This window comes from Streptomyces sp. YIM 121038 (genome assembly GCF_006088715.1).
GTDB lineage: Bacteria > Actinomycetota > Actinomycetes > Streptomycetales > Streptomycetaceae > Streptomyces.
This window is the reverse complement of sequence record NZ_CP030771.1, coordinates 9,716,470-9,741,246: the sequence shown is the minus strand read 5'-3', so window position 1 is coordinate 9,741,246 and position 24,777 is coordinate 9,716,470. Positions and strand designations below refer to the sequence as shown.

The 24,777-nt window shown below is 73.2% G+C and carries 19 protein-coding genes; 8 read left to right on the top strand and 11 right to left on the bottom strand.

The annotated features are described in order from the left end of the window. Positions 1-110 precede the first annotated feature (110 nt). Positions 111-857: a hypothetical protein gene (locus tag C9F11_RS41240; protein WP_138965500.1), complete on the top strand. Its 747-nt coding sequence runs from the start codon at positions 111-113 to the stop codon at positions 855-857. A gap of 15 nt (positions 858-872) precedes the next feature. On the opposite strand, the gene C9F11_RS41235 is transcribed toward C9F11_RS41240, so the two are convergent. Further along, entirely contained in the window at positions 873-1,979 is a 1,107-nt protein-coding gene (locus C9F11_RS41235) for a serine hydrolase domain-containing protein (protein ID WP_138965498.1), read from the bottom strand. Positions 1,980-2,197: 218 nt separating this feature from the next. Here C9F11_RS41235 and C9F11_RS41230 point away from each other — a divergent pair, with 218 nt between their 5' ends. Both C9F11_RS41230 and C9F11_RS41225 read left to right on the top strand, forming a co-directional pair. Next, positions 2,198-3,184 carry a RimK family alpha-L-glutamate ligase gene (locus tag C9F11_RS41230; RefSeq protein WP_249402100.1) on the top strand — a complete coding sequence of 329 codons (987 nt, stop codon included), beginning with the start codon at positions 2,198-2,200 and terminating at the stop codon, positions 3,182-3,184. A gap of 7 nt (positions 3,185-3,191) precedes the next feature. Then, positions 3,192-4,427, top strand: a complete 1,236-nt coding sequence (locus tag C9F11_RS41225; RefSeq protein ID WP_138965496.1) for a GNAT family N-acetyltransferase — start codon at positions 3,192-3,194, stop codon at positions 4,425-4,427. Here C9F11_RS41225 and C9F11_RS41220 read toward each other — a convergent pair. Together C9F11_RS41220 and C9F11_RS41215 are read right to left on the bottom strand one after the other, a co-directional pair. Continuing rightward, positions 4,412-5,545 (bottom strand): protein TolB, encoded by a 1,134-nt coding sequence (locus C9F11_RS41220; RefSeq protein WP_138965494.1) that lies wholly within the window; start codon positions 5,543-5,545, stop codon positions 4,412-4,414. The two genes, C9F11_RS41225 and C9F11_RS41220, sit on opposite strands and share 16 nt — an antisense overlap. A 160-nt stretch (positions 5,546-5,705) precedes the next feature. Continuing rightward, on the bottom strand, positions 5,706-6,443 hold the full coding sequence (locus C9F11_RS41215) for a helix-turn-helix domain-containing protein (protein ID WP_138965492.1): 738 nt from the start codon (positions 6,441-6,443) through the stop codon (positions 5,706-5,708). Between the two features lie 148 nt (positions 6,444-6,591). Here C9F11_RS41215 and C9F11_RS41210 point away from each other — a divergent pair, with 148 nt between their 5' ends. Beyond that, the gene (locus C9F11_RS41210) at positions 6,592-7,149 is read left to right on the top strand and encodes a MarR family transcriptional regulator (protein ID WP_138965490.1); all 558 of its coding nucleotides are present in this window, start codon (positions 6,592-6,594) and stop codon (positions 7,147-7,149) included. Positions 7,150-7,234: 85 nt separating this feature from the next. On the opposite strand, the gene C9F11_RS41205 is transcribed toward C9F11_RS41210, so the two are convergent. The 5 genes from C9F11_RS41205 to C9F11_RS41185 are packed head-to-tail and all read right to left on the bottom strand — an operon-like array spanning position 7,235 to position 14,904. Continuing rightward, entirely contained in the window at positions 7,235-8,227 is a 993-nt protein-coding gene (locus tag C9F11_RS41205; protein ID WP_269078118.1) for a tellurite resistance/C4-dicarboxylate transporter family protein, read from the bottom strand. Next, positions 8,224-8,973 carry a respiratory nitrate reductase subunit gamma gene (gene narI, locus C9F11_RS41200; protein ID WP_138965486.1) on the bottom strand — a complete coding sequence of 250 codons (750 nt, stop codon included), beginning with the start codon at positions 8,971-8,973 and terminating at the stop codon, positions 8,224-8,226. Before narI ends, C9F11_RS41205 begins: the two co-directional genes overlap by 4 nt. Next, positions 8,970-9,599: a nitrate reductase molybdenum cofactor assembly chaperone gene (gene narJ / locus C9F11_RS41195; protein ID WP_138965484.1), complete on the bottom strand. Its 630-nt coding sequence runs from the start codon at positions 9,597-9,599 to the stop codon at positions 8,970-8,972. Before narJ ends, narI begins: the two co-directional genes overlap by 4 nt. After that, positions 9,596-11,230, bottom strand: a complete 1,635-nt coding sequence (narH, locus tag C9F11_RS41190; RefSeq protein ID WP_212767880.1) for a nitrate reductase subunit beta — start codon at positions 11,228-11,230, stop codon at positions 9,596-9,598. Before narH ends, narJ begins: the two co-directional genes overlap by 4 nt. Continuing rightward, complete coding sequence (locus C9F11_RS41185) at positions 11,230-14,904, bottom strand: nitrate reductase subunit alpha (protein ID WP_138967594.1); 3,675 nt, start codon at positions 14,902-14,904, stop codon at positions 11,230-11,232. Before C9F11_RS41185 ends, narH begins: the two co-directional genes overlap by 1 nt. A 329-nt stretch (positions 14,905-15,233) precedes the next feature. On the opposite strand from C9F11_RS41185, the gene C9F11_RS41180 reads away from it, so the two are divergent. Then, positions 15,234-16,151, top strand: coding sequence for a glutaminase (locus C9F11_RS41180; RefSeq protein WP_138965482.1), 918 nt, complete (start codon positions 15,234-15,236; stop codon positions 16,149-16,151). 47 nt (positions 16,152-16,198) lie between these two features. Here the strand turns inward: C9F11_RS41180 and C9F11_RS41175 are convergent, their stop codons facing one another. After that, positions 16,199-16,609, bottom strand: a complete 411-nt coding sequence (locus C9F11_RS41175) for a hypothetical protein (protein ID WP_138965480.1) — start codon at positions 16,607-16,609, stop codon at positions 16,199-16,201. Between the two features lie 39 nt (positions 16,610-16,648). Then, positions 16,649-17,614 carry an LLM class F420-dependent oxidoreductase gene (locus C9F11_RS41170; protein ID WP_138965478.1) on the bottom strand — a complete coding sequence of 322 codons (966 nt, stop codon included), beginning with the start codon at positions 17,612-17,614 and terminating at the stop codon, positions 16,649-16,651. A gap of 144 nt (positions 17,615-17,758) precedes the next feature. On the opposite strand from C9F11_RS41170, the gene C9F11_RS41165 reads away from it, so the two are divergent. After that, a complete protein-coding gene (locus C9F11_RS41165; protein ID WP_138965476.1) occupies positions 17,759-18,925 on the top strand; it encodes a glutamate--cysteine ligase in 1,167 nt (388 codons plus the stop codon). 137 nt (positions 18,926-19,062) lie between these two features. Then, on the top strand, positions 19,063-20,028 hold the full coding sequence (sph, locus tag C9F11_RS41160) for a sphingomyelin phosphodiesterase (RefSeq protein WP_249402099.1): 966 nt from the start codon (positions 19,063-19,065) through the stop codon (positions 20,026-20,028). Positions 20,029-20,046: 18 nt separating this feature from the next. Here sph and dnaE read toward each other — a convergent pair whose 3' ends face one another. Next, positions 20,047-23,646: a DNA polymerase III subunit alpha gene (gene dnaE, locus C9F11_RS41155; protein WP_138965472.1), complete on the bottom strand. Its 3,600-nt coding sequence runs from the start codon at positions 23,644-23,646 to the stop codon at positions 20,047-20,049. A gap of 183 nt (positions 23,647-23,829) precedes the next feature. On the opposite strand from dnaE, the gene C9F11_RS41150 reads away from it, so the two are divergent. After that, on the top strand, positions 23,830-24,759 hold the full coding sequence (locus tag C9F11_RS41150; RefSeq protein WP_138965471.1) for a LysR family transcriptional regulator: 930 nt from the start codon (positions 23,830-23,832) through the stop codon (positions 24,757-24,759). Positions 24,760-24,777 lie beyond the last annotated feature (18 nt).

Here is a 24,777-nt window from a genome sequence, read left to right as displayed (position 1 = left end):
TCCTCGCAGGAGGTTCGTGGCTCACCGCCCGGCGGGGCCGGGGTGGCTCGACCGTGCCGTCGGGCCGTAGTGTCTGCCCGGCTCGGTCCGAGGCGATCAAGGGGGCAGTGGTGGTGCGTTGGGGGCAGCGGGGCGTCGTCGGTGCGGCGGTGGGGGTGATGGTGGCCGTCGTCGCCGGGTGTTCGGCGCAGGAGGCGGGGGACGCCGGGCGGTCGCAGGACACGGCACCGGCGTCGGCCGCCCCGTCGTCGGCCGCGCGGGCGTCCGCCACGCCGTCGTCGGCCGGGGCCCGGCCGCTCACCGCGGGGAAACTGAAGTCCCTCCTCCTGCGGGACGCGGACGTGCCGCGGGCCGAGAGCACCTCGGTGCAGGGGCCCGTGCCCCGCTACGATCCGCCGGTGCGGGTGCCGGGCCCCGGCTGCCAGGACGTGTTCGACGCGCTCGTCGCCCACCACGCGTCCGCGTCCGTGATCCAGGACTTCTGGTGGCGCGGCAGGACCTGGGGCGGGCGCACCTGGCTGGCCTCGTACGCGGGCACCGGGGCCACCGAGCGGTTCCAGCGGCTGACGGACGGCCTCACCACCTGTAGGGCGCTGGTGGGGCAGACCCCGGAGGGCAGGCTCAACTCCCGGATATCCCTGGTGAAGGCCGCGGAGTTCGGTGACGAGGCGGTCACCTTCGACCTGAGCTCGACCGGTCGGGACGGCGCCCGGCTGGTCGACCACCACACCTGGGTGCGCGTGGGCACGCTCACCGTGGACATGAGTGACCGCGGCGCCCGGGACGCGCCCCGCTTCCCCCTCGGCGCGGTGGTCGACAAGCAGCTCGACCGGCTCGCACGGGTGGCACGGAGGTGACGCGCCCCCGCGGGATCAGGCGCGCAGGGCCGTGAGCCCGTCGTAGGCGGCCATCACGACGTCCAGCCCCCGGTTGTCCTCTTCGGGCCGGCGCAGCTGGTTCGTCACGTACGCCACCGCCATGCGGGCGTCGGGCTCGACCATGACCAGCGAACCGCCCCAGCCGCCCCATCCGTAGGTGGTGCCGAACAGGCCGTAGCCCATGCCGTAGCGCATCGAGGTGCCCAGGACGCGGTCCTCACCGTGGAACTGCTCCTGCCACGCGCGGTCGCAGCCCGCCTTCGACAGGAGCCGTACGTCGCCCACCGCTCCCCCGCAGGCCAGGACCGACTGCACGAGCGCGACCGAGCGGGCGTTGCCGAAGCCGCTCGCTGCGGGGATCTCCGCGCGGCGCCAGGCGACGCTGTTGCCGTCGCGGACCCGGATCGCGGTCGCATCGGAGGGCGCGGCGCCGCTGCCCGGGGCGCTCGCGGCGTAGTCCTCGCCCTGGGAGGGCGGCGGCACCGCGAGCGCGACCCGGCCGTCGTGCTCGGCCGCCAGGCCCAGGTGGAAGTCGGCGCCCAGCGGCCCGGCCACCTCTTCGGCGAAGAAGCGGCCCGGGCCTCGGCCGGTGATCCGGCGGATGACCTCACCGACCAGGAACCCCTGGGTCAGCGAGTGGTATCCGGCCGCGGTGCCCGGGTCCCAGCGCGGTGTCTGCGCGGCCAGGCGCGCCGTGGCGGCCGGCCAGTCGTAGAGCTCCTCGACGGGCCCCTCCCAGTCGGGAAGGCCCGCGGTGTGCGCGAGCAGATGGCGGACCAGCACGCCCCGCTTGCCCGCGGCCGCGAACTCCGGCCAGTACCGGGCGACCGGCGCGTCCGGGTCGAGTGCGCCGCGGTCCGCGAGGATCAGGGCGCACAGCGCCGTCATCGTCTTCGTGACGGACCAGGTGTTGACGAGGGTGTCCCGCTGCCAGTCAGTCGTACGGTCCGCGTCGGCGAAGCCGCCCCAGACGTCGACCACCGGCTCGCCGTCCACGAAGACGGCTGCCGAGGCCCCCGTGTCACCCGAGTCGAGGAGCGCCGCGAGTGCCTGGGGTACGGCGGTGAACAGATCATCATATGTGCCCTGAACGTCGGCCATGCACGGAATCTAGCCCGTGGCGCCGCAGCCCGGTCAACCGGTTTTCCGGCGGACCGGGCCGCCCCGCACGGGCCGTCCGGCCGGGCCCCGCGCCGCCCGGCCCGGGGCCGGGACCCGGCCATGCCCTCGCCGCTCGTCCGCCGCTCACCGGGCCGTCTGTGAGACTGGCCCCTTCCGGACCGCCCCTCACCAGGGCGGCGTCGAGACGAGGAGCCAGTGTGGAGCCACAGGACCGTACCCGCCCGGTGATCGCTGCACCCGCGCACGTATGGATGCTGGTGCGGCAGCACCCCACCGCGCTGCGCAGGTCCACGCGTGAGCTCGCCGACGCCCTCGCGGCCGCCCACGGCGACCGTTTCGCGGTCTGGCACACCGACGAGCTGCTCTTCGGCGTCCAGGACGGCCGGTTGGTGCTGCACACCCTCGGCGGCGCGGAGCTGCCCGCTCCCGAGGTGGTGTGCGTGCGCCAGGTGGCGGGGCCCATGCGCGACGACCGCGAGGTGACCCTGCTCCGCCATCTGGAGCGCATGGGCAGCACCCTGGTCAACGGCGTCGACGCCCACCTCACCAGCCGCAACAAGCTCTGGCAGCTCCAGGAACTCGCCCTGGCGGGACTGCCCGTGCCCGACACCCTCTCCTACGCCACCGCGCCGCTCGAAGGCGTGGTCCGCAGCCCTCGGCTTGACGGGCCGTGCGTGGTGAAGTCCGTCAGCGGCTGCAAGGGCACGCAGGTGTTCCTCGCTCCCGACGCCCAGCTGCTGCGCGCGCTGGCCGGCAGTCTCCAGCACGAGGTGCCGTTCCTGTTCCAGGAGCACGTGGCCCACTCCCACGGCCGCACCCTGCGCGTCATCGTCGTCGACGGCGAGCCGGTGGACGCCGTGCTGCACACCTCCGGCAACGGCGGCCTCACCGCCAACATCGCCAAGGGCGGCTCCGCCGCGCTGTGCCGGGGGCGCTACCCGCGCGCGGAGGAGCTGGCGGTGGACGCGGCCCGCGCCCTGGGCCTGGACATCGCCGGGGTTGACCTGCTGTTCGCCTCGGAGGACACCTACACCGTCTGCGAGGTCAACTCCGTCCCCGGCTGGCGCCCGGCGATGGAGGCGGTCGTCCCCGCCATCACCGCCTGCGTCGGCCGTCGCCTGGCCGCCCGGGGCGAAGCCCGGACGGAAAACCCGGTGGACGGGCCGAATCGGGCGGTGCGATAGTCCGGCCGTGACGACGACCGCTCCCTCCGCCGCCCCTGTTTGCCTGGCCGACGGCCTCGTGCTGCGCGAGGCCCGCCCTCAGGACCTCGACCGGATCGGCGCGCTGCTGACCGCGCGGGGCGAGCCCGCCGACGCCCTCGACCACCGCCTCGTGGCCGAGGACCCGGACGCCGGGTGGTCCTCCTGCGCCGTGGTCGTCGACGGTGACCGCGTCGTCTCCACCGCGACGCTCCTCGACGAGAGCCTGCGCGTCGGCGGCGTCCAGCTGCCCGCGGGACAGGTCGAACTGGTCGCCACGGACAAGGAGTACGAAGGCCGCGGCCTGGTGCGGGCCCTCATGGGCTGGGCGCACGCACGTTCCGCCGCGCGGGGCCACGTGGTCCAGGCGATGATCGGGATCCCGTACTTCTACCGGCTGTTCGGGTACGAGTACGCCATCGACATGCCGCGGACCCTGGCCGTGCGGACACCGCCGCCCGGTGCGGGAGCGCCCGCGCTGCGCGCCGCCCGGCCCGCCGACATCCCCGCGGTGGCGGCCCTCCAGGACGCGGCGCAGGAACGTTTCGACGTGGCGATGCCGCACTCGGCCCCCTGCTGGCGGTGGCTCCTTGAGCACGAGGCGAGCGCGCTGTGGGTCCTGGAGCGGGCCGGTGCCGTCGTCGCCACCGGCCGCACCACGCCCCCGGACGGCGGGGTGCTCCTCGCCGAGGCCGCCGCACGCGACGGGGCGGCGGCCCGGGAGCTGTTGCGCGGGGTCGCCGCCCTGGCCCCCGAGGGGCCGGTGCGCGTCGTCGACCGGCCGGGCACGGTGACATCCGCCGCCTGGCAGGAGTTCCTGGAGCACACGCCGCGCGAGCAGGCCGAGCAGTACTACGTCCGCGTCCCGGACGTCGCGGCCCTCCTGGACCGGCTGCGGCCGCTGCTCTGGCAGCGCCTCACCGCGGCCGGCGCGGATCCCGGCGATGGCGACATCGTCGTGTCCACGTTCGGCGCCCACTACCGGATGCCGGTACGGGCCGAGGGCCTCGGGTCCGTGGTCACCGGCGGGCCGATGCAGGGCCCCAGGGCCGTGGGCGGCGCCGGGGTGGCGCCCGACCAGCTGCCCGCCCTGCTGTTCGGCCCGCACGGCCTGGAGGGCCTGACGCGCCTGCGGCCCGATGTCTACGCCGCGCGGGAGGAGCTGTTCCGGGCGCTCTTCCCGCCGCTGACCGCGGACGTGCTCAGCTTCTACCTGCCGTTCTGAGGCGGGTGGGCCCGCCACAGGAAGATGTCGGCCTTGCCGTTCGTGTCGCCCGGGACGATGCCCGCGTCGGGGCTGTCGAAGACGAGACGGTCCTCACCGGCGAGGGCTCCGGGAACGGCCCGTGCGGTGCCGTGGACGTCGGTCTCCCGGCCGCTCGGGACGTGGCGCAGGCGGAGCGCGGAGTACGCCACGGGGCCGTTGCTCTGGTAGAGCACCTGGTGGCCGTTCTGGCTGAGCGCGTCGATCCTCTTGCCGGGCAGCCGCGTGGTCGCGCCGTTGGGTACGTCCCGTACGTAGGTGCCGTCCGTCGTGTTGATGGCGACGGTACGGCCGTTCCCGCTGAGCTGGACGAGTTCGCTCGACCCGCTGTCGTCGACGCGGACGCGGGTGTGCTGGTCGCGGTCGTAGCGCCAGACCTCGCCGGTGCCCGCGTCGCGGTAGGCGACGTAGCGGCCGTCGGCGCTGATGGACGGCTCCTGCATGTCGCGGGTGGAGACCGGCGGGCCCTCGCTCACGGTCTCGTAGGTGTCCTTGACGCGGTCGTAGACGTCGACGCGGGACGGGACCGAGGGGTGGTCGGGCAGCTGGGTGAAGGCGATGTAGCGGCCGTCGGCGCTCATGGTGGCGCTGTTGGACCCGGCCTTGGCCGGGCCGCTGCTGACGGTCCTCGTCTGCCCGGTCTCCAGGTCGGTCAGTTTGACCTTGACCGTCTGGCTGCCCCAGCCGAGGTAGGTGACGTACCGTCCGTCGTCGCTGACGGCGGGGTCCTGCAAGGAGTCCCTGATCCGTTTGACCGCGCCGGTGGCGTTGTCACGGACGTGCACCGCGCCGGGCGGGCGGGGCGTGGGCTCCGACGTGAGGTTGGTGGCGGCACTGTGGAAGACGGTGAAGGCGCCGTTGCGTGACAGGGAGGCGTGGGTCGAGTTGTTGTCGGCCTGGGTGCCGTCGGCGGCGACGGACACGCGCTCCACGCTCGGCGCGGGTGACGGGACGGGCCCGGCCGCCTGCGCGGTCGCGGGCGGCACGGTGAGACCGACGACTCCGACCGCGGTGACCGCGACGGCGGCCCTGCCGATCCGTAAGGCGCGTACGGCGGACGACTGCACGCTTCCAGCCAAGGACATGTTCCCCCCAGAGCGTGTTCCCCCCGGCCCGACGCCGAGGGCCTCCACGGATCCAAGCGCACCCTTTGGCACGGGTCAATCGGACGCCATGCGTACAACCTGGACGGGCCTTGAGATGTCGGTGGAGCGCGTCCCCACGGCCGCTGCGCCGCCTTCAGCAGCCGCGCGGGGTTCCGGCGCCGGGTGTCCGCCCCAGGCTCGTGCTCAGCATGCGGGCGGCGCGCTGGGCGGCTTCCACGGTGGTGGTGAGGCGGCGCGTGTCCACGACGGCCACGCCGACGGCGGCGACGACCTCGCCCGAGGGGGCGTGCACCGGCACCGCAAGGCAGTTGCGCTCGCCGTCCCACTCGTACTGGTGCATGTCGGCGCCCTGCTCGCGGGCCCTGCGCACCCGGCGGGTCCACTGGGCCGCGGTGTGCCCCTGGGGCGGCGGTGCGGCCGTCGGCCCCGCGGCGGCGAAGATCACGTCGGCGGCGCTGTCGGGCGGCAGCGTCTGGCCCGCCAGATGGGGGAAGAACTCCCGGGCGGCCGCGGGTATCCCGGTCACCACCGTCATCTGCCCGGCGTGCGGAACGGTCAGGCAGACCGTCGCCCGCGTCACCGAGACCAGGTGCCGCAAGGGCAGCGCCGCGTTCCTCTCCAGGGCCCGATGGGCGTTCCAGGACCGGCCCAGGCGGGCCACGGTCGCGCCGATGCGGTAGCCCCCGTCGAGCCGCTCCACCGCGCCCAGGGCGGTGAGCTGGTCGAGCAGCCGGTGCACGGTGCTCTTGGGCAGTCCGGTCGCGTGACTGAGGCCGGTCGGCCCGGCCTCGCCCACCCGGGCGAGCTCCTCCAACAGGAGGAAGGCCCCCTCCAACACCCCGCGCCCGGACGGCGTGCGCTCGTGGTCCATGGCTCCCCCCCTCACGGCCGCCGAGGCGTTCGGCGGCCTCTCGCTCCGGTCCGCCGGACACCCTAGGACCGTCCGCTGCCGTGCCGGTGAACCAACGGGCCGGACCGATCCCGATCCGGCCACCGGGCCTATGCCCTACGGTCTTGCCATGGTGTCGAGTGAGGGGCTCGCTGCCGGCCGCCGTGACCGGGGCGGCGGGGGCGGGGCCGGGGGCGGAGGCGGAGCGGTGGTCGACGAGGACGACGTGGTCGCTGTGGTGATGGCGGCGTCGCGCCTGGTGATGGGCATGTCGGCACGAGCACTGGCCGAGGTGGACGAGACGCTCTCGCTGCCGCAGCTGCGGACGATGGTCGCCCTGGAGGGGTGCGGCCCGGTCAAACTCGCCGAACTGGCCGAGGTGCTCGGAGTGAACGCCTCGACGGCGCTGCGCGCGGTGGCGCGGCTCGAAGCGGGGGGCCTCGTGGACCGGCGGGCCAATCCCGACAGCAGGCGCGAGGTGATCCTCACGCTGACGCCGTCGGGCGCGGCCCTGGTGGAGCGCGTCCTGCGGCACCGGCGCCGGGAGGTGGCCAAGCTCGTCGAAGGGGTGCCGCCCGAGGCACGGTCGGGCCTGGTGGCGGGGTTGCGGGCCTTGCTGGAGGTGGCGGGCGACCGTTCGATCCATGTGCCCGAGGTCGCCGAGGAGTTCCGGCGGGTGGCTCCTTGATGGAGCCCCGCGGCCCCCTGGCGCCCTCGGGCGCGGGAGGCCGGCCCGCTGACGCCCTCCGGCGCGGAAGGCCGGCTCCCCGGCGTCAGGGGCGAGCGGGACGCCGCGCCGCCACCGCGTGCCCCTGCACCGTCAGCCACACCGCCGCCGCGACCCAGGCGAGCAGACGGACGGCCGCGCCCGGCGCGTGCGGCGTCAGCGTGGCGGTGACGCGCGCGGTGGCGGTGGCGTACATGCCGACGGGGAAGACGACACACCACAGGGCGGGCTCGTACGCCAGCGGGACGCGGTGGTGGAGGTGCCGCCACCAGCCCGTGGCGAGCAGCGGCGGTATGAGCACGGTCGCCCAGCTCCACAGGACGACCACGGCGAGGGCGAGCGTGCCGCGGGCCGCGGGCGGCAAGAGGTCTTCGTGGTCGTGGAGTTGGGTGCCCGCGAGCGTGCTGATGGCCACGGCTCCCATCGTGACCCAGTACGCCGGAGTGCAGCGCGCGGGGCCCGGCGGATGGCGCAGCAGCCGGTGGCCGAGGACGGTGGCGGTGCCCGCGTACAGCAGGACCCCGCACCACCACAGGGCGAACGCGAGCGGTACGAGCACGGGGCGCGGCGGCAGGCTGGTGAGGCAGAGGACCAGCGACTGGAGGCCGACGGCGGCCAGGAACCAGGTGCCGTCGGCCTCCCGCGCGGCCGAACGCGGCAGGCGCGGGAGGCCGAGGGCGAGCACCGCCCAGGCCGCGCCCGCCACGGCGAGCAGGACGTACGCCGTGCCGCGTGCGGGGCCGTGGCTGAGGCGGGTGGCGAGGACGCCGGAGGCCGCGACGAAGGTGAAGTGGCCGAACACCCGGGCGGGGTCGGTGAGTTCGGCTCGGAGGGCCGCGGGGTGGAACAGGGCCTTGGCGCCGCTCGCCACCAGGAGGACGGCGTAGAGCGCGCACGCGAAGGCGAAGAGCAGCGTGGAGGCGGTGCGGATCCCGGCTTCGTTCAGGGCCCGGGACACGATGCCGGTGGCCATGACGGGCGCGAAGCACGCCGGTGGCAGCGACCGGCACCGGTCACGGAGCCGGAGCCCGTCCCTCACCGGCGCGCGGCGGCGTCCCGTACCGGCGGGGCGGCCACCGGGGCGGGACGGGTCACCGGCGCGGGCCGCGCGCCGCGGGAGCGGTAGACGATGTAGGGGCGGGCCAGATAGCCGACCGGGGCGGTGAAGGCGTGCACGAGGCGGCTGAAGGGCCACAGCGCGAACAGCGCCATGGCGAGCAGCGTGTGCGTCTGGTAGACGAACGGGGCGTGGGACATGGCCGACACGTCGGGGTCCAGGGCGAACAGGGAGCGGACCCACACGGAGACGCCGAGCCGGTAGTCGTAGTGGTGGGGCGGCGCGGTGGAGGCGGTCGCGGTGATCCCGGCCAGGATCACCGCGGCGAGGAGCGGGTAGACGGCGCGGTCGCTGCGGCTGGTGGCGCCGCGGACGGCCGGTACGCGCAGGCGGCGGTAGAGCAGGATCGCGAGCCCGGCCAGGGTGGCGAGGCCCGCGATGCCGCCGACGAGCAGCGCGTTGGCGTGGTAGAGCCACTCGTGGACGTGGACGCGGTCGGTGAAGGCCTCGGGGACGAGCAGGCCGATGAGGTGTCCGGCGATGACGAAGAGCAGACCGAAGTGGAAGAGGGGGCCGCCGACCCGCAGGAGCCGGTTCTCGTGCAGCTGGCTGGAGCGGGTGGTGAAGCCGAACCGGTCGTAGCGGTAGCGCCACACGGTGCCCGTGACCATGAAGGCCACGACGAGATAGGGCAGCACGCCCCACAAGGTGGTGTGCAGGTGCTTCACGAGACGGTCTCCTCCTCGTGCGGGTGCGCAGCGGTTCGTCGGGGGAAGGGCAGGAGTCCGACCGTCTCGGTGGGCGGTCCCGTCCGGGCCAGGCGCAGTGCGGCGGCGCGGTCGGTGGGCGACGCGCCGGGCAGGGTGCGGCAGACGGCTTCGAGGACGTCGGCGTAGGGGCTGCGGTGGTCGCGCAGGGCGAGCCGGAGGAGTTCGACGGCGGCGCGGTGCTCCCGCAGGGCGGTGCGCCCCGGTGCGGGGCAGCGGGCGGCGAATTCCAGGGCCAGGGGCAGGAAGTCGGGCAGTTCGTCGGCGGGCGGCTGCCACCCGTGCGCGCGGTACAGATCCTGCCAGCGCAGCAGGGACTGGCCGCGGCGGCGCGTGTCGCCGTCGGTGTAGTACGTCAGGTGCAGGGTGCGCCTGCGGCTGCGGTCGAAGGTCGCCACATAGCGCGCGGACAGGTCGAGCACGGGGACGTCGGTGACGGCCGCGCAGAACCGGAGCAGCGGTTCCGCGCGCCGGCCGGGGGCGGCGGCGAGGGCCGTGGTGACCGCGTGGAGCCGGTGCGGCCAGTCCGCGTCGGGGTGACGCAGGAGCAGGGAAGCGGCCTGGTGGACGAGGGGTGTGCCGCTCATGCCCGGTGCCCTTCGGGGCCGGGGAAGAGGCCATCGGGGCGGCCCTGCCCGTTCCAGTCCAGGAGGTTGACACGGCCGCGCAGCGAGGTCCCGGCGTGTTCGGGCTCGGGCTCCTCGGTGCCGGGCGGCGGGGTGTGGAAGGCGTCGGCGTCGAACATGCCCGGGCCGTGGTCGTGGTCGAGGCTGCAGCCGTCCGGCTCGTCGCCGGTGGCGGTGGTGTGGTAGCCGGTGGGGATGACGTAGCGCTCGTCGTACTTGGCGAGGGCGAGCAGCCGGTACATGGCCTCGACCTCCCCGGCGTCCATGCCGACGGCGCGGGCGATGGCGGGGTCCTGCTCCTCGCCGAGGTTGACGCGCCGCATGTGGGAGCGCATCGCGGCGAGGCGGCACAGCGCGGCCTCGACGGGCGCGGGGTCGCCCGCGGTGAACAGACCGGCCAGGTAGGAGACGGGGATGCGCAGGGTGTCGATGGCGGCGAAGAGCTTGGCGGGGTCCTCGCCGTCGTGGCCGGTGGCGGTGAGGGACTCGACCACCGGGGAGAGCGGCGGCACGTACCAGACCATGGGCAGCGTGCGGTACTCGGGATGCAGGGGCAGGGCCACCTGGTACCGGCTGATCAGGTCGTACACCGGGGAGCGGCGGGCGGCCGTGATCCAGTCGTGCGGGATGCCGGACGCCTCGGCCGCGGCCGCCACCCGGGGGTCGAAGGGGTCGAGGAAGCAGTCCAGTTGGGCCTGGTACAGGTCCTTCTCGTCGGGGGTGGCCGCGGCCTCCCCCGCCTTGTCGGCGTCGTAGAGGATCACGCCGAGGTAGCGCAGCCGGCCGACGCAGGTCTCGGAGCAGACGGTGGGCTGCCCGGCCTCGATGCGCGGGTAGCACAGGGTGCACTTCTCGGCCTTGCCGGTGCTGTGGTTGAAGTAGACCTTCTTGTACGGGCAGCCGGTGACGCACATGCGCCAGCCGCGGCAGCGGTCCTGGTCGACGAGGACGATGCCGTCCTCGATGCGCTTGTACAGCGCGCCGGAGGGGCACACGGCGACGCAGGACGGGTTGAGGCAGTGCTCGCAGATGCGGGGCAGATAGAACATGAACGCCTGCTCGTACTCCAGGCGCACCTGTTCGCCGATGTCCCTCAGGACGGGGTCGCCCGCGAGGTGCTGGGGCCCGCCGCCGAGGTCGTCGTCCCAGTTGGGCCCCCAGGTGACGGACGTCGGGCGGCCGTCGATCTGGGAACGCGGCGCGGCCGTGGGGACGTCGTCGCCCAGGGGCGCGCTGATCAGGTTGTCGTAGTCGTAGGTCCACGGCTCGTAGTAGTCGTCGAGGGAGGGCAGTTCGGGGTTGGCGAAGAGCCGTGCGAGGCGGCGGGCGCGGCCGCCGCTGCGCGGCACGAGACGGCCGTGCTTGAGCCGCCAGCCGCCCTTCCACCTGTCCTGGTCCTCGTAGCCGCGGGGGTAGCCCTGGCCGGGGCGGGTCTCGACGTTGTTGAACCAGGCGTACTCGGTGCCCGAGCGGTTGGTCCACGTCTGTTTGCAGGTGACCGAGCAGGTGTGGCAGCCGATGCACTTGTCGAGGTTCATCACCATCGCCACCTGTGCCATGCAGCGTCCGATGGCGCCTTCGTCACGGGGCATCAGTACTGCACCTCCTGGGAGCGGCGGCGGATCACGGTGACCGCGTCGCGCTGGTTGCCGGTCGGGCCGTAGTAGTTGGGGGCGAAGGACAGCTGGGCGTGTCCGCCGATGAGGTGGGTCGGTTTGACGAGGAGCCGGGTGAGGGCGTTGTGGACGCCGCCGCGCCGCCCGGTGCGCTCCGACTTGGGGACGTTCACCAGGCGTTCCTGCACGTGGTACATGAACACCGTGCCGGGCGGCATCCGGTGCGAGACGACGGCGCGGGCGACGACCACGCCGTTGGCGTTGACCGCTTCGATCCAGTCGTTGTCCGCCACGCCGATCGCTTCGGCGTCGGTGACGCTGATCCAGATGACGGGCCCGCCGCGGGCGAGGGTCTGCATCAGGAGGTTCTCCTGGTACTCGGAGTGGATGGACCACTTCGAGTGCGGTGTCAGGTAGCGCACGGTCACCGAGGTGCCGTCGCCGTCGGTGGCGGGCCGCTCGCCGAGGAGGGCGAGGTCGAGGGGCGGCCGGTAGACGGGCAGCTGTTCGCCGAACTCGGTGATCCAGGGGTGGTCGAGGTAGAAGTGCTGCCGTCCGGTGAAGGTGTGCCAGGGCTTGCGGTGTTCGGTGTTGATCGTGAAGGGCGCGTAGCGCCGGTCGGACGCCTCCTTGCCGGACCATTCGAAGCTGGCGCTGACCTGCACGGGGCGGGCCTGGGTGTCGGAGAAGACGACGCGTCGCTCGGCGACCGACGCGGCGAGTTCCTCCAGCCCGCTGTCGCCGCCGCAGCGTTCGGCCAGCCGGCGCAGCCCTTCGGCGGCGACGCGGCCGTTGGTGGTGCCGGAGAGCGCGAGGATCGCTTCGCACAGCTTGACGTCGGTGTCCAGCAGGGGCCTGCCCCGGGCCGGTCCCGCGGCGGCGGTGCCGCAGCGGGCCGTCAGCCAGCGGCTCTCGGGGGCGGTGCGGACGGTGACGCCCTTGACCTGGAGGCCCAGTTCGTCGGGCAGCGGGCCGAGCGCGGCGAGCTTGTCGGCGACGGCCCGGTAGTCGCGCTCGACGAGCGTGTACTGCGGCCCGGTGGGCCCCGGCGGCGGTGCCTCGCCGGGGGTGTCGTGCTGGAGGGCCGTGGCCACCAGGTCGTGGGCGACGTCCAGGCGCCCGTGGGCGAGCCGTGACACCTCGGCGGCGAGCCCGTGGAAGATCTCGAAGTCGGTGCGGGCCTGCCAGGGCGGGTTGATCGCCGGGGAGAAGGCGTGCACGTAGGGGTGCATGTCCGTGCTGGACAGGTCGTGCTTCTCGTACCAGGTGGCGGCGGGCAGCACGAGGTCGGCGAAGAGCGTGGTGGAGGTCATGCGGAAGTCGAGCGCGAGCAGCAGGTCGAGCTTGCCGCGCGGGGCCTGTTCGTGCCAGGCGACGTGCCGGGGCCGGTCGTCGGGCGGGACCTCGTCGGCGCTCGCGTTGTCGGTGGTGCCGAGCAGGTGCCGCTGGAAGAACTCGTTGCCCTTGGCCGAGGAGCCGATCAGGTTGGCCCGCCACACCGTCAGGACGCGGGGCCAGTTGGCGGGGTCGTCGGGGTCCTGGAAGGCGTGGGTGAGGCGGCCCGCCGCCTCCTCGGCGGCCACCCAGGGGCCGGGCTCCGCGCCCGCCTCGTGGATCCGCCGCCCCAGGGTCAGCGGGTTGGCCGAGAAGGTGGGGTAGGCGGGCATCCACCCCTGCCGGGTCGAGCGGGCGAGCAGGTCCGCGGTGTGCAGTCCGCTGAGCGCCCCTGCTCCGGTGGGCGAGGCGAGGGCGTCCGCGGTGGTCCTGTCGTAGCGCCACTGGTCGGTGTGCAGGTACCAGTAGGGCGTGCCGGCCATCTGCCGCGAGGGGCGGGCCCAGTCGGAGCCGGTGGCCAGCTGCTGCCAGCCGGCGTAGGGGCGGACCTTCTCCTGGCCCACGTAGTGCGCCCAGCCGCCGCCGTTGACGCCCTGGCAGCCGGTGAGCAGCAGCAGTGAGAGGAACGAGCGGTAGATCGTGTCGGAGTGGAACCAGTGGTTGGTCCCGGCCCCCATCACGATCATGCAGCGGCCCCGGGTCTGCTCCGCGGTGCGGGCGAACTCCCGGGCGGCGCGCACCGCGGCCCCCGCGGACACCGAGGTGACGGCTTCCTGCCAGGCGGGGGTGCAGGGGGCCGAGGCGTCCTCGTACGGGACGGGCGGCCGTCCGTCGAGGGCCTCGCGTGCCACGCCGTACTGGGCCAGCATCAGGTCGAACACCGTGGTCACCAGGCGGCCGCCGACGCGGGTGGTCGGCACGGTGCGGCGGACCGTCGCGCCCGCCCCCTCCTCGTCGACGGCTGCGTCGAAGCGGGGAAGGACCACCGTCGCGGTCCCGGCGCCCGGGTGTCCGAGGAGGCTCAGCACGGGGTCGAGGTCACCCAGGTCGAGGTTCCAGCGGCCCTCGCCGCCCTTGCTCCAGCGGTCGCCGAGGGTGCCGTTCGGCACCGCGGGCTCGCCCGTGACCGCGTCGAGGAACACCGGCATCCAGCGCCGCGCGTCGGCCTGTGCCTCCCGCGCGAGGTCCGCGTCGACGGCGGTGACGAAGGCCCCCGGGGTGTGGGCGCCCCGCTCCCGCTCGTCCAGGGCGATCAGGAACGGCAGGTCGGTGAACCGTTTGACGTAGTCGGTGAAGTACGGCACCTGTCGGTCGACGAAGCACTCGCGCAGGATCACATGGCCCATCGCCATGGCGAGCGCGCCGTCGGTCCCGGGGTGCGGGTGCAGCCATTCGTCGGCGAACTTCGTCGCGTCGGCGTAGTCCGGCGACACGACCACGACCTTCTGGCCCCGGTAGCGGGCCTCGGCCATCCAGTGGGCGTCCGGGGTGCGGGTCACCGGCACGTTCGAGCCCCACAGCATCAGATACGCGGCGTCCCACCAGTCCCCGGACTCGGGCACGTCGGTCTGGTCGCCGAAGACCTGGGGCGAGGCGACGGGCAGGTCGGCGTACCAGTCGTAGAAGGACAGCATGGGCGCGCCGATCAGGGCGTGGAAGCGGGCGCCGACGGCGTGCGAGGCCATCGACATCGCCGGGATCGGCGAGAAGCCCGCGATCCGGTCGGGGCCGTACGCGTCGAGGGTGTGCACGTACGCGGCCGCCGCGATCTCCAGGGCCTCCTGCCAGCTGACGCGCACCAGGCCGCCGTGGCCGCGCGCCGCCTGGTAGCGGCGCCGCCGCTCCGGATCCCCGGTGATCTCCGCCCAGGCCGCGACGGGGTCGCCGAGCCTCCGCTTGGCGGACCGGAACATCTCCACCAGAACACCGCGGGCCAGCGGAGATCGCACGCGCGTGGGCGAGTAGGTGTACCAGGAGAAGGACGCGCCGCGCGGGCAGCCGCGCGGCTCGTAGTCGGGCCGGTCGGGTCCGGTGGAGGGGTAGTCGGTGGCCTGCGTCTCCCAGGTGATCAGGCCGTCCTTGACGTACACCTGCCACGAACACGAGCCGGTGCAGTTCACGCCGTGGGTGGAGCGCACCACCTTGTCGTGGGCCCACCGCTCCCGATAGGGCTGGTCGTTGACCTTCTGACCTGGGCGGAAGACCGCTCGGCCCTCCGGTGTCGTGGGTGCCTGTTGAAGTAATCGGCCGATTTCGAGCAGTCGCTCGGCGGCGTCCGCGGCGGCGCGCTCCGCCTTCGCCCTGCTGCGTCCCATGCCCATGTCGCGGGCCCTCCTCGGGCATCGCGGTGCCGCCGTGGGGTGGTGGTCACGTCGGCACACACCTCATCGATCGAGGGCCAGAGTGCCCCTGGCCGGGCTCTGGTGTGGACCACTTTTCGGCCAGTTGGTTGTACTTAGAACTTATTTTTCTTGCTCTTTGCAATGGTTCAACATGCGATCGCTCATGCGTTCCCCGTACGCCCGAACAGGCCAGGTGGAGGCAGCCTCCGGGGCGTGCGCCCGGCCCTGATCGTTTCCGCCCGTGGGCTGCCGTAAGGTACTGACGCCCCACCGCAAGAAGCACGAACACGGAGCAAGTACGCGTGTCACCCTCCCTCCAGCCGGTCCTCGACCGCATCGCTGACGAGATCCAGCGCCTGCCGGGCCGCGGCCGCCCCGCCGACTACATCCCGGCGCTCGCCTCGGCGGACCCGCGACGGTTCGGGATGGCGGTCGCCGAGCTCGACGGCACGGTCTACGGCGTCGGGGACTGGCAGCAGCCCTTCTCCACCCAGTCCATCACCAAGGTCTTCACGCTCGCCCTCGATCTGAGCCTGGAGGGCGAGCTGCTGTGGGAGCACGTGGGCCGGGAGCCGTCGGGCAATCCGTTCAACTCGCTGGTGCAGCTGGAGTACGAGCACGGCATCCCGCGCAACCCCTTCATCAACGCCGGTGCCCTCGTCGTCACCGACCGGCTGCAGAGCCTGACCGGTGACGCCGCCGGGGCGCTGCGCGACTTCCTGCGCGCCGAGTCCGGGAACGACCGCCTCACCTTCGACGAGCACGTCGCCGACAGCGAGACCGAGCACGGCGACCGCAACGCCGCCCTCGCGCACTTCATGGCGTCGTACGGCAACATCGCCAACGCCGTCCCCGAGCTCCTCGCCCAGTACTTCCGCCAGTGCTCCATCGAGGCGTCCTGCGCCGACCTCGCCCTGGCCGCCGGGTTCCTCGCCCGCCACGGTATACGGGCCGACGGCTCCACGCTGCTCACCCGCAGCCAGGCCAAGCAGATCAACGCGGTCATGCTGACCTGCGGCACGTACGACGCCGCCGGTGACTTCGCCCACCGCGTGGGCCTGCCCGGCAAGAGCGGCGTGGGCGGCGGCATCATCGCCGTCGTGCCCGGCCGCTGCACCCTGTGCGTGTGGAGCCCCGGCCTGGACCAGCGCGGGAACTCCGTGGCGGGTGTCGCCGCGCTCGACCGCTTCACCACGCTCACCGGGCTCTCCGTCTTCTGAGCACGCCGTGGGCGCCGCCCTTCTGAGCGCGCCGTGGGCGCCGCCGCTCAGGCCCCGGCGGGCGGGGCCCCGCGGTCGGCGCCCGTCAGGCGCAGCTGGACCTGCACCTCCTGGTCGCCCGACACCGTGCCCTCGGCCGCGGCGCTGAAGGCCCCTTCGAGCACCGCGCGCAGCCGGTCGACCGCCGCCGGGCCGCCCTGCAGGTCGGCGGTCACGGAGCCCGAGAGGAGCACTCCCGGCACCGGGCCCGGAGCCCGGGAGGCCTGGAAGGAGCCCGTCCAGACGGCGGGCCGTGTCGCCTCGGTCTGGCGTGGCGCGTCGTCACCGCGGTCGCCGCGGAAGTGAGTGCACAGGGCCCCGAAGACCGCGTCCGCGTCGGCGGCCGAGCAGTCGCTGAGCACCACCTGCACCAGGTCGGGGGACGAGGGCGGCGGCTGCGTGCTCGGTGTGTCGTTCATGCTGTTCTCCCGTCGGGTCGTGCATGGGCGGATGCGGCGTCACAGGTCGCGCAGCGCGGGCAGCAGCTCCTTCTCGGCCCAGGCGATGAACGGCAGCTGGTGGTCGCCGCCCACCTGGACGAGGGCGATCTCGGTGAAGCCGGCCTCCGCGTAGGGGCGTACCGCCTCGACGAACGCGTCGACGTCGGCGCCGCACGGGATCTGCTGTGCGACGTCCTGCGGCGTGACGTACTGGGTGGCTCCGGCGAAGCCGGACGGGCCGGGCAGTTCGGCGTTGACCGGCCAGCCGCCCACGCTCCAGCGGAACTGCTCGTGGGCGCGGGCGATCGCCGCGCCCTCGTCGGGGTCGTAGCAGACGGGCAGCTGCCCCACGCGGGGCTTGCCGCTGCCGCCGTGCCGGTCGAAGGCGTCGAGCAGCTCGGGCTTCGCCTCGGTGGCGATGACCAGGTCGGCGTGGCGGCCGGCCAGGGCGCACGACAGCTCGCCGGAGACGGCCACGCCGAGGGGCGGCGGCTCGTCCGGCAGGTCCCACAGGCGGGCGTCCGCCACGTCGAAGTGGGTGCCCTGGTGGTGGACGGTCTCCCCCGAGAAGAGCGCCCGGATGATCCCGACGGCCTCTTCGAGCATCTCCAGCCGGACCTCCGGCGCGGGCCAGCCGCCACCGACCACGTGTTCGTTGAGGTTCTCGCCGCTGCCGAGACCGAGCCGGAAGCGGCCCTCGGAGAGCAGCTGCATCGTGGCGGCCTTCTGGGCCACAACGGCGGGGTGGTAGCGGAACGTCGGACAGGTCACGTACGTCATGAGCGGGATCCGCGAGGTCGCCTGCGCGGCGGCGCCGAGCACGCTCCACACGTACGGCGCATGGCCCTGCTCCGCCAGCCACGGGAAGTAGTGGTCCGAGGTCACGGAGAAGTCGAAACCGGCGCCCTCCGCGGCGACCAGATGCTCGACGAGGGGACGCGGTCCCGCTTGCTCGGTCATCATCGTGTAGCCGATTTTTACCATGATCTACGCTTTTGCCTCACTGGCTCGACTGAAACCCATGAACCCTGATGGCGGACAGCACACGGCTGCGCCCCCACCGTCGGGGTACTGGGTACCGAGTGGCCCCCACAGTCCGAAGTAGGCGGGCCGGAGAGGCGGCGTCCGGTGCGTACCGTGGGTGTGGAGGAGGAGCTCCTCCTGTTCGACCGTGAGAGTGGGGAGCCGCGGGCCCTGTCGACGGCCGTCCTGGCCCGTGCGGCCAGGGACAGCGGCGCGCACGACGATGCGGAGGAGAGCGAGCACGGGGACTCCGGCTCCGGCTCCGAGAACTCGGAAGACTCCGAGGACTCCGCCTTCGAGAAGGAGCTGCACGGCCACCAGATCGAGTTCGCCACGCGGCCGCAGTCGGACATGGACAGCCTCTCCGCCGAGATCGTCCGGTGGCGGGCGGAGGCGGCCCGGCACGCCGGGGACGTCGGCGCCTCGGTGGCCGCCCTTGCCACCTCTCCCCTGCCCGCGAGCCCCTCCGTCAACGTGGGCAGCCGCTTCCAGTGGATGGAGGAGCAGTTCGGCCTCACCACCCAGGAGCAGCTGACCTGCGGCTGCCACGTGCACGTCGCGGTGGAGTCGGACGAGGAGGGCGTGGCCGTCGTCGACAGGATCCGGCCGTGGCTGGCGGTCCTCGTCGCGCTGAGCTCCAACTCCCCGTTCTGGCAGGGCAAGGACAGCCGGTACGCCAGCTACCGCAGCAGGGTGTGGGGGCGCTGGCCGATGGCGGGCCCCACCGAGCTCTTCGGCTCGGCCGAGCGGTACGAGCGGCAGGTCAGCGACATGGTGGCCACCGGGGTGCTGCACGACCGGGGCATGGTCTACTTCGACGCCCGGCTCTCGCACCGCTACCCCACCGTCGAGATCCGGGTGGCGGACGTGTGCCTCGACGCGGGCACCACCGTCCTGATCGCCGCGCTCTGCCGGGCCCTCGTCGAGACGGCCGCGCGGGAGTGGCGCGCGGGCACGCCGCCGCTGGGGCACGGCGTCAGCCTGCTGCGGCTCGCCGCGTGGCGCGCCGCGCGCTCCGGCCTTGACGGCCCGCTCCTCCACCCGCTGTCGATGCGGCCGGTGCCCGCCGCCGAGGCGGTACGCACCCTGCTCGACCACGCACGCGACGCCCTCCACGACACCGGGGACCTCGCCCTGGCCCGCGAACGCACGGCACGCCTCCTCGCCCACGGCGCCGGGGCCCACGTCCAGCGCGACCTCCTCCGGCGCACCGACAGCCTGCGCTCCGTGATCACGGAATGCGTCCGGCACACCCAGGCGCCACCTACGTGACCTGCGGCTCAGCCGCAGGCCATGATCCTCCCCACGCTCACCCGCACGTCAACCCGCCGTAACCCACGACGCCTTGGATGACCGACGCCGGTACTTCCAGCCGGCCCCCGTCCCCACCCCCCACAGGGAGATACTCCGTGCCCCACCCCACCCCGCGCACCTGCCTCGTGGCCCTCGCCACGGCCGCGACGCTGGCCGCGACGGCCCCGAACGCAGCGGCCGCCGACGCGCCGCCCCGCCTGAAGGTGCTCACGTACAACGCCTTCCTCTTCAGCAAGACGCTGTACCCGAACTGGGGGCAGGACCACCGGGCCAAGGAGATACCGGCCGCCGGGTTCTTCCGGGGGAACGACGTCGTCGTGTTGCAGGAGGCGTTCGACAACTCCGCGTCCGACGCGCTGCAGAAGAACGCCTCGGCGCTCTACCCGCACCAGACGCCGGTGGTGGGCCGGAGCAAGTCCGGGTGGGACGCCACCGGGGGCGCGTACTCCTCGCTGACCCCGGAGGACGGCGGCGTGACGGTCCTCAGCAAGTGGCCGATCGTGCGCAAGGAGCAGTACGTCTACAAGGACGCCTGCGGCGCGGACTACCACTCCAACAAGGGGTTCGCCTACGTCGTCCTGGACGTGAACGGCACGAAGGTGCACGTGGTCGGCACCCACGCCCAGTCCACCGACCCCGGCTGCTCGGCGGGCGAGGCGGCCACGACGCGCGCCAAGCAGTTCAAGGAGCTGGACGCGTTCCTGGACGCCAAGGGCATCCCGGCGAACGAGCAGGTCATGGTCGCGGGTGACTTCAACGTGGACTCGCACAGCCCGGAGTACGCCTCGATGCTCGCCGACGCGGGCCTCGCGCCCGCCGACGAGCGGACCGGGCACCCGTACTCCTTCGACACGCGGGACAACTCGATCGCCGCCGAGCGCTACCCGAGCGACCCCCGCGAAGACCTCGACTACGTCCTGCACCGCCAAGGGCACGCCCGTCCTTCGGGGTGGAAGAACGACGTGGTCAAGGAGCGGAGCGCGCCCTGGACGGTGTCGAGCTGGGGCAAGCAGTACACGTACACCGACCTCTCCGACCACTATCCGGTGGTGGGCGGCTGACGGACCGGCCCCTCGGGGTCACGTGGCGCCCGTCCACGCGTCGGCCCCGAAGGTGCCCTTGACGTCGGAGGCGAGGGTGGCGGCGTTCACCCTCGCCTCCAGGGCGTAGACGGTGGTCTTGCGGGGGCCGCGGACGGTGAGGTGGACGGGGCTGTCTCCGGGGTGGGCGGCGAGGATCTTCTTGAGGTCGGCCACGGACCGTCGGGTGACGCGGTGGGAGGGCAGGGCGAGGAGGACGGGGGGCCTGCCGCCGTGCTCGGCGGCGGACACGTCGAGCACCGTCAGCTCCCGGCCGAAGACGGTCAGGGTGCCGTCGCGGTCCTCGGCCCTGCCCTTGACGGAGACGACGTTGTCCTCGGCCAGGGCGTGCTGGACGAGTTGGTAGGCGGCGGGGAAGAAGAGGACCTCGACGCTCGCGTCGCGGTCGGCGAGGTGGACGACTGCCCAGGCGTTGCCCTGTTTGGTCACCTTGCGCTGGACGCCGGTGACCAGCCCGGAGAGCCGGACGTCGGCGCCGGAGCTGCCGGAGGCGAGGAGGTCGGCGAGGGAGCGGTCCCGCGCTCCCGCGAGGATGTGCTCGGCGCCGTCGAGCGGATGGGCGGAGACGTAGAGGCCGAGCATCTCGCGCTCGGTGGCGAGGAGTTGTCGGCGCGGCCACTCCGTCGGGTCGAGGGGGAAGTCGAGGCCGAAGGACGGCGTCTGTGGGTCCTGTGCGCCCGTGGCCCCCGAGAACAGGTCGTCCTGGCCGAAGGCAGCCGCCTTCTTCACCGGGGTGATCGCGTCGATGGCGTCCTCGTGGACGGCGGTCAGGCCCTTGCGGGAGTGCCCGAGCGAGTCGAAGGCGCCGGCCTTGATCAGGGACTCCACGGCCCTCTTGGACAGGGCGGGCAGATCGGCCTTGTCGAGGAAGTCGGGGAAGGAGGTGAACTTCCCCTTGCGGCGGCGGGCGTCGACGACGGCTTCGATGACGCTGTCGCCGACGTTGCGCACGGACCGGAGTCCGAACCGCACGTCGTCGCCGATCGCGGTGAACTCCGCGAGGGACTCGTTCACGTCGGGCTGCAGGACCCGGACGCCGTTCTTGCGGGCGTCGGCCAGATAGACGGCGGCCTTGTCCTTGTCGTCGCCGACCGAGGTGAGCAGGGCGGCCATGTACTCGGCCGGGTGGTTGGCCTTGAGGTAGGCGGTCCAGTACGAGACGAGGCCGTATCCGGCGGTGTGGGACTTGTTGAAGGCGTAGCCGGAGAAGGGCAGCATCACGTCCCAGAGGGCCTTGACGGCCTCGTCGGAGTAGCCGTTCGCGCGCATGCCGCCGTGGAACTTCTCCCACTCGGCGGCGAGGACCTCCGGCTTCTTCTTGCCCATCGCGCGGCGCAGCATGTCGGCGCCGCCCAGCGTGTATCCGGCGAGCTGCCGGGCGATGGCCATGATCTGTTCCTGGAAGATCAGCAGGTGGTGGGTGGAGCCGAGGATCGGGTCGAGGGCCTCCTTCAGCTCGGGGTGGATGGGGGCGGGCTCCTGCTTGCCGTTCTGGCGCAGCGCGTAGTTGGTGTGGGCGTTGGCGGCCATGGGGCCCGGCCGGTAGAGGGCGTTGGCGGCCGCGATGTCCTCGAAGCGGGTGGGTTCCATGAGCTTGAGCAGGGCCCGCATGCCGCCGCCGTCGAGCTGGAAGACGCCGAAGGTGTTGCCGTCGGCGAGGAGCCGGTACGTCCTGGCGTCGTCGAGGGGGATCACGACGGTGGCCGGGTCGCCGTCGCCCGGGTCGACGGTGGCCAGCCGGACGCCGCGGTTCTCGCGGACGTTCTCGATGGCCTGGTCGATGACGCCGAGGTTGCGCAGCCCCAGGAAGTCCATCTTGACCAGGCCCATCGCCTCGCACGACGGATAGTCGAAACCGGTGATCCGCGCGCCGTCGGCGGCGCGCATGTGCAGCGGGATCCGGTCGGTCAGCCGTGTCTTGGACAGGATCACGGCCGCGGCGTGGACGCCGGTGCCGCGGGTGAGGCCCTCCACGCCGCGTGCGGTGTCGATGACCCGCTTGACGTCGGCCTCGGCGTCGTACAGCTGCCGGATCCCGCCGGCCTCGGCGTGGCGCGGGTGGGCGGGGTCGAAGACGGCGGCCAGCGGGGCCGACTTGCCGTTCTGGTCCGGCGGGAGCGCCTTGGTGATGCGCTCGCCGTGGGCGTACGGGTAGCCGAGGATGCGTGCGGAGTCCTTGATCGCGTTCTTGGCCTTGATGGTACCGAAGGTGTTCACGAAGGCGGTGTACTCGTCGCCGTACTTCTCGGTGACGTAGCGGACCATGCGGTCGCGCTGGCGGTCGTCGAAGTCGAGGTCGACGTCCGGCGGGTTGATGCGCTCGGGGTTCAGGAAGCGCTCGAAGAGCAGGCCGTGCTCCAGGGGGCACAGCTCGGTGATGCGCGTGGCGTAGGCGACGAGGGAGCCGGTCGCGGAGCCGCGGCCGGGCCCGATGGGGATCCTGTTGTCGCGGGCGTGGCGGCAGATGTCGGCGACGACGAGGAAGTACGAGCTGAAGCCCATGGGGCCGATGACGGCCATCTCGGTCTCGAAGCGGTCCATGACGTGCGCGGGGACCGGGTCGCCGTAGCGCAGGACCAGGCCCCGGGCGACCTCCTTGCGCAGCCATGACTCCTGGGTCTCGCCCTCGGGGACGTCCGGGAAGCGCGGCATCTCGTCGACGTGGTCGAAGACCTCGTCGTAGGACTCGACGCGCTCGGCGATCAGCAGGGTGTTGTCGCAGGCCTGCGGGAGCTCCGCGAACAGCGCGCGCATCTCGGTGGCGCTCTTGAGGTAGTAGCCGGAGCCGTTGAAGCGGAAGCGCCGGGGGTCGTCCTTGTTCTTGCCGACGCCGATGCACAGCAGGGTGTCGTGGGCGTCGGCCTGGTCCTCGGTGACGTAGTGCGCGTCGTTGGTGGCGAGCAGCGGGATCGCCAGGTCGTCGGCCAGGCGCAGCAGGCCGTCGCGCACGTCGCGTTCGATGTCCAGGCCGTGGTCCATCAGCTCCAGGAAGTAGTTCTCGCGCCCGAAGAGGTCCTGCCAGGCCGCGGCGGCGGCCCTGGCCTCGTCGTACTGGTGCAGTCGCAGGCGCGTCTGGATCTCGCCGGAGGGGCAGCCGGTGGTGGCGATGATGCCGTCCGGGCGCTCGGCGATCAGCTCCCGGTCCATGCGCGGCTTGCCCGCGGGGAACTGGCCCTCGTAGCTGGCGCGGGTGCTGAGCCAGAAGAGGTTCCGCAGGCCCTGGACGTTCCGGGCCCACATGGTCATGTGGGTGAAGCGGCCGCCGCCGGAGACGTCCTTGGAGCCCTCGCCGCCGTCGCCGACGGCGCGGCGGCCGCCCGGCCCCCAGAACTCCTGCTTGCGCGCGAAGCGTGAGGACGGCGCCAGGTACGCCTCGATGCCGATGATCGGCCGGATGCCGTCGGACTCCTTCGCCACCTGGGCGAACTCGTAGGCGCCGAACATGTTCCCGTGGTCGCTCATGGCGATGGCGGGCATCCGCTGCCGGGCCACCTCGGCGAACATGGGCCGCAGCTTCTGGGCGCCGTCCAGCATCGAGTACTCGGTGTGGTTGTGCAGATGGACGAAGGAGTCGGGCACGGGTGCGTCACCTCCGGGGTGCGGGGCAAGGCGCCCCCGGCCCGGGAGCAGCGCGCTCCCGGTCGGCCGGTCCGGGCAACCTTTCGTTGACCCGCGTCATCCAAGCGAGCGTCTGGCCTGCGGATCAAACAACCATCGGACCGGCGAGCCACAACCACGTGTTGTGTCAGTAGGCTGGGCGGTGTGGATCTCAACTCCGTACGCACCTTCGTCGTCGCCGCGGACGCCGGGCAGTTCCAGAAGGCCGCCGTCGATCTGTCGCTCACCCAGCAGGCCGTGTCCAAGCGCGTCGCCGCCCTGGAGGAGGAACTCGGCGTGCGCCTCTTCGCCCGCACCCCGCGCGGGGCCCGGCTCACCATCGACGGGCAGGCGTTCCTGCCGCACGCCCGGGCGCTGCTCCTGGCCGAGGAGCGGGCGGCGGCATCCGTGCGCCCGGGGCGGCGCGCCCTGCGCGTGGACGTGGTCGGCCGCCGGGTCGCCACCGCGGGCCTGGTGCGCGACTTCCACCGCGCGCACCCGGACGTGGAGCTCGACGTCGTCACGCTGTACGGCGTCGACGCGGCCGTCGAGGCCCTCGCGTCCGGCACCATCGACGCCACGTTCCGGGCCGTGACCATGCCGGGCCGGCAGCTTCCGGAGGGCATCGGGGCGCTGCCCGTGCTCGACGAGCCGCTGCGCCTGTTCACCGGGCCCGCCCACCCGTTCGCCGCCGCGTCCTCGGTCGCGCTCGCCGAGCTGGCCGGGCACCGCATCTGGATGCCCGGCAACGCTCCGGGCACCGAGTGGGCCGCGTACTACGACGCGCTCGCCGAGGCCTTCGGCCTGTCCATCGACGCCATCGGCCCCGACTTCGGCGTCGAGGCCCTCCTCGACACGATCGTCGACTCCGCTGCGGTCGCGACCTTCCTCAGCGAGCGCACTCCCCTCGTCTGGCCCGTCGGCCACGACCTGCGGCTCATCCCCCTGCGCGACCCCACTCCGGTCTATCCGCACTCCCTGCTCTGGCGCGCTGACAACCCGCATCCGGCCCTGGCCACGCTGCGCGACCACCTCGTCTCCGCGCGGCCGGCCGAGCCGGACACCGGGGTCTGGAAGCCGCAGTGGGCTCGGTGAGGCCGGGGCCGCGGAGCC

Excerpts from the sequence above, each read along its gene's own strand:
- C9F11_RS41235 (WP_138965498.1), bottom strand. The coding sequence starts at position 1,979 with ATGGCCGACGTTCAGGGCACATATGATGATCTGTTCACCGCCGTACCC.
- C9F11_RS41215 (WP_138965492.1), bottom strand. The coding sequence starts at position 6,443 with ATGGACCACGAGCGCACGCCGTCCGGGCGCGGGGTGTTGGAGGGGGCC.
- C9F11_RS41210 (WP_138965490.1), top strand. The coding sequence starts at position 6,592 with ATGGTGTCGAGTGAGGGGCTCGCTGCCGGCCGCCGTGACCGGGGCGGC.
- narJ (WP_138965484.1), bottom strand. The coding sequence starts at position 9,599 with ATGAGCGGCACACCCCTCGTCCACCAGGCCGCTTCCCTGCTCCTGCGT.
- narH (WP_212767880.1), bottom strand. The coding sequence starts at position 11,230 with ATGCCCCGTGACGAAGGCGCCATCGGACGCTGCATGGCACAGGTGGCG.
- C9F11_RS41185 (WP_138967594.1), bottom strand. The coding sequence starts at position 14,904 with ATGGGACGCAGCAGGGCGAAGGCGGAGCGCGCCGCCGCGGACGCCGCC.
- C9F11_RS41175 (WP_138965480.1), bottom strand. The coding sequence starts at position 16,609 with ATGAACGACACACCGAGCACGCAGCCGCCGCCCTCGTCCCCCGACCTG.
- C9F11_RS41170 (WP_138965478.1), bottom strand. The coding sequence starts at position 17,614 with ATGGTAAAAATCGGCTACACGATGATGACCGAGCAAGCGGGACCGCGT.